Annotated in this window: 5 protein-coding genes; 4 read left to right on the plus strand and 1 reads right to left on the minus strand. The window is 73.5% G+C overall.

The window, feature by feature from the left end:
• Positions 1 to 263 precede the first annotated feature (263 nt).
• The 4 genes from mnmD (at position 264) to PMI01_RS19845 (ending at position 3,607) form a co-directional block, all read left to right on the plus strand.
• Positions 264 to 2,069 carry a tRNA (5-methylaminomethyl-2-thiouridine)(34)-methyltransferase MnmD gene (gene mnmD / locus PMI01_RS19830; RefSeq protein WP_007673082.1) on the plus strand — a complete coding sequence of 602 codons (1,806 nt, stop codon included), beginning with the start codon at positions 264 to 266 and terminating at the stop codon, positions 2,067 to 2,069.
• Between the two features lie 30 nt (positions 2,070 to 2,099).
• Entirely contained in the window at positions 2,100 to 2,507 is a 408-nt protein-coding gene (locus PMI01_RS26165; protein ID WP_007673085.1) for a DUF6491 family protein, read from the plus strand.
• A gap of 194 nt (positions 2,508 to 2,701) precedes the next feature.
• Positions 2,702 to 3,103: a DUF6491 family protein gene (locus PMI01_RS19840; protein ID WP_007673087.1), complete on the plus strand. Its 402-nt coding sequence runs from the start codon at positions 2,702 to 2,704 to the stop codon at positions 3,101 to 3,103.
• Between the two features lie 99 nt (positions 3,104 to 3,202).
• Positions 3,203 to 3,607: a hypothetical protein gene (locus tag PMI01_RS19845; RefSeq protein ID WP_007673090.1), complete on the plus strand. Its 405-nt coding sequence runs from the start codon at positions 3,203 to 3,205 to the stop codon at positions 3,605 to 3,607.
• A gap of 82 nt (positions 3,608 to 3,689) precedes the next feature.
• Here the strand turns inward: PMI01_RS19845 and PMI01_RS19850 are convergent.
• Positions 3,690 to 3,955 (minus strand): OmpA family protein (locus PMI01_RS19850; protein ID WP_007673093.1); only part of this gene is annotated, 266 nt, incomplete at its 5' end.

Raw genomic sequence — 3,955 nt, forward strand, 5'->3', positions numbered from 1 at the left:
CGCCACCGACGCCGCCGCGACCGCCGCCGGCGCCGCCGCCGACGCCAACAAGGCCGCCGCTGACGCCGCCGCCGCTCCGGCCGCCGGCGCCGCCGACGCCACCACCGCCGCCGAAGCTCCGGCCGCGGCCGCCCCGGCCGAAAAGAAGGAAGCCGCTCCGGCCCACTAAGGCCTGAACGGCTCCGCGACGCCTCGTCGAGGTTTTCGCGTCAGGAACGTCGAAGGGCCGTCCGCGAGGGCGGCCCTTCTTCTATAAGACCGCCATGAGCGACCCCTCCTCCCCTCTCGGCTCCCCCCTGGTCTGGCGCGACGACGGCATGCCCCAGTCGGCGCTGTACGGCGACGTCTACTTCTCCAGCGCCGACGGCCTGGCCGAGACGCGGGCGGTGTTCCTGGCCGGCTGCGACCTGCCCGCCGCCTGGGCCGGGCGCGACCACTTCACGGTCGGCGAGCTGGGCTTCGGCACCGGCCTGAACATCGCCGCCCTGCTGGACCTGTGGCGACGCGAGCGCCCCGAGGGCGGCCGGCTGCACGTCTTCTCGATCGAGGGCCACCCGATCACCCGCGACGAGGCGGCCCGGGCCCTGGCGGTCTGGCCCGAACTGGGCGAGGCGGCCGGCGTCCTGCTCGACCATTGGCCGGGCCAGGCGCGGGGCTTCCACCGCATCGACCTGCCGGGCTTCGACGCGACCTGCGACCTGGCGGTGATGGACGTCGAGCCGGCCCTGGCGGCCTGGCACGGCGCCGCCGACGCCTGGTTCCTCGACGGCTTCTCCCCGGCCCTCAACCCGGCCATGTGGCGCGAGGAGATCCTGGCCGCCGTCGCCGCGCGCTCGGCCCCGGGGGCCCGGGCCGCCACCTTCACGGTGGCCGGCGCGGTGCGGCGCGGCCTGGCCGCCGCCGGCTTCCAGGTCGACAAGCGCCCGGGCTTCGGCCGCAAGAAGCAGCGCCTGGAGGCCCGCATGCCGGACGGGCCCGACGCCGCGCCCGACGCCGCGCCGCGCCCGCGTCGCCTGGCGGTGGTCGGCGGCGGGATCGCCGGCGCCGCCATGGCCCGCGCGGCCCGCGCCGAGGGCCTGGAGGTCACGGTGTTCGACGACGGCCTGGCGCCCGCCTCGGGCAATCCCGCCGCCCTGGTCACCCCGGCCCTCGACGCCGGCGGCGGCCCGCGCGCCGCCCTGCCCGCCCAGGCCTTCGCCCGCGCCGTGACGCTGTACGCGGCCCTGCCCGAGGCGGTGATCGCCCGTGGGGTGCTGAAGCTGGCCACGACCCCGCGCGAGGCGCAACGCCACGCCGCCGTGGCCGGGCAGGACCTGTTCGAGCCCGGGTCGATGAGCCTGCTGGACGCCGAGACGGCGACCCGGCGGCTGGGCGAACCCGCGCCGGGCGCCCTGGCCATGGCCGACGCGCTGGTCGTCGAGCCGTCCCGCGTGCTCGACGCCTGGCGGGGCGAAGCCGTCGCCGTGCTGGTCGCCCGCATCGCCCGGGACGGCGCGACCTGGCGATTGTTCGACGCGCGGGACGGCTGCCTGGCGCAGGTCGACGCCGTCGTGCTGGCCGGCGGGGCCGGTCAGGCCCGGCTGTGGCCGCAGGCGCCCGTGCGGCCGGTGCGGGGCCAGACCAGTTGGACCGACCATCCCTGCCCCGCCGCCGCGGCGTTCGGCGGCTATGTCGCGCCCACCCGCGACGGCCTGCTGTTCGGCGCCACCCACGACCGCGACGCCGTCGAGACCGATGTCCGGCCGGCCGACCACGCCCGCAATCTCGAAACCTTGGCCAAGGGCCTGCCGGCCCTGGCCGCCAGGCTGGCGGACGCCCCGCTGGAGGGCCGCGCGGCCCTGCGCGCCGCCACCGCCGACCACCTGCCGCTGGCCGGCGCCGTGCCCGACGCCCCGCCCGGCCTGTTCGTGCTGGGCGGCCTGGGCGGACGGGGTTTCTGCCTGGCGCCGCTGCTGGCCGAGCATCTGGTCACGCGGATTCTGGACCTGCCCTCGCCCCTGCCCCGCGACCTGTCGGCCCTGGTCGAACCGACGCGATTTTCGTCGCGCGATCAACCTCGAGCGCTATAATTCCCCGGAACGGGGACATAGGAGAATGCGATGAACCGCATCGGCGCCGTTGTCCTCGCGGCGACCTTCCTGGCCGCGACGGGCGGCCTGCCCGTCACGGCCTCGGACGCCAAGGGCCCCGACGCCAGGGTCAAGCCGGCCAAGCAGTGTTTCCGCAGCGGACGGATCGCCAACTGGGCCGTCAGCGGCGACAGCGTGATCAATGTCCGCCTGCAAACCGCGGCCGTGTACCAGGTGACCCTGGTCGGCGCCTGTCCGGGGCTGGGGACCTATCGAACCCTGGCCTTCGACACCAGTTTCAACGACGAGATCTGCGACGGCAGGCCCGCCACGGTGATCACCCGCAGCGGCGCCGGCCCCCTGCGGTGCGCCGTGAAATCCGTGCGTCAGCTGGCCCCCGAGGAGGCCGCCGCCCTGCCGGACGCTCAACGACCCTGATCTCGACGCCATAGGAGCCGACGCTCGCAGAATGTCGGCCTAGCCGGCCCCCGACGCCCTCTCGGGACGCCCGGCCGATGACGCTCCCGATACCGTCGGGGGCGTCTTTTCTTTGGTTGCGCCTTGACCCGCAAGGACGCGCGGGAGAAAAGTTGTCTTGCGGCGCGCCACAACGTCAAGGATCGGGAACGCTGATGAAACCGCTTCTGATGCTGGGTCTGATCGCGATGACGGCGGGCGCGCCGCTGTCCATCAGGTCAAGCGCGCCGAAACTGGCCAAGGCCCAGTGCTTCCGCTCCGCCGACATCGTCAATTGGACCGCGCCCGACCAGGGGACCCTGCACCTGCGGCTGCGCGACAACCGCGTCATCGAGGCCACGTTGCGCGGCCCCTGCCCGAACTTCGACAGCAACGACACCATCGGCTTTTCGGCCCGCGCCACGCGCGTCTGCCGGGGCTCGGACCTGACGGTGGTGGGCACGGTCCGGCGCGTCCGGCACGCCGACCCGCCCTATGTCCGCTCGTGCGACGCCAGTGGTTTCCGCACGCTCTCGGCCGAGGAAACGGCCGCCCTGCCAAGCCGCGCCCGCCCCTGAACGCGCGGGACCAGGCCAAGAATATTCCGAATTCGTCACGATCGGCCTTGACCGCGTCCAAGCCGATCGTGGCGTCGCATCTCACCCGGGGGACTATCCATGAAACTGCCTTTCCTGCTCTGCCTCGTGGCGGTCGCGACCGCCGCGCCGCTCGGCGTCGCCTCCAGCGCGCCCGAGCCCGAGGCGCCGACCCAATGTTTCGGCTCCGAGGATATCGTCAACTGGACCGCGCCCGGCAAACGGACCTTGAACCTTCGGCTGCGCGACGGGTCGGTGATCCAGGGCGTGCTGCGCGGCCCCTGCCCCAGCTTCAACACCGGCGACACGATCTCCTTCTCCGCAAAGGCGCGCAGGATCTGTCGAGGCTCCGACCTTCAGGTGATCGCCGAGGTTTCACGGGTGAGACACGCCGACGACACCCAGGTCGCCGCCTGCGGCTTCACCCGCTTCCGCAAGCTCTCCATCGAGGAGGTCGCGGCGCTGCCCAGCCAGTCGCGTCCCTGATCCGCCCGCGGCCAGGGTCACGCGCATAGGAAAAGGGCCCGGCGTCGCCGCCGGGCCCTCAACTCAGGTCGCGATCGCGATCTTAGAAGTTGATCGAGATCGTGGAACGGCGGTTCAGCGGTTCCTTCACGCCATCGCCGGTGGCGACGGCCGGTTCGCTTTCGCCCTTCCAGTCGACGGCCAGGGTGGTGGCCGCGACGCCGGCCCCGACCAGACCATCGGCGACAGCCTTGGCGCGACGCTCCGACAGGCGGGCGTTGTACTTCGGCGAACCCGAGGTGTCGGTGTGGCCGACGACCACGATCTTCGTGGCGTTACCGCCCTTGGCGTAGTTCGCGGCTTCCGAAA

Source organism: Caulobacter sp. AP07, from assembly GCF_000281955.1.
In the GTDB taxonomy this organism is placed as follows: Bacteria; Pseudomonadota; Alphaproteobacteria; order Caulobacterales; family Caulobacteraceae; genus Caulobacter.

What these genes read in the sequence shown, in the direction of transcription:
- mnmD (WP_007673082.1), top strand. Translation starts at nt 264, where the DNA reads ATGAGCGACCCCTCCTCCCCTCTCGGCTCCCCCCTGGTCTGGCGCGAC.
- PMI01_RS19840 (WP_007673087.1), top strand. Translation starts at nt 2,702, where the DNA reads ATGAAACCGCTTCTGATGCTGGGTCTGATCGCGATGACGGCGGGCGCG.
- PMI01_RS19845 (WP_007673090.1), top strand. Translation starts at nt 3,203, where the DNA reads ATGAAACTGCCTTTCCTGCTCTGCCTCGTGGCGGTCGCGACCGCCGCG.
- PMI01_RS26165 (WP_007673085.1), top strand. Translation starts at nt 2,100, where the DNA reads ATGAACCGCATCGGCGCCGTTGTCCTCGCGGCGACCTTCCTGGCCGCG.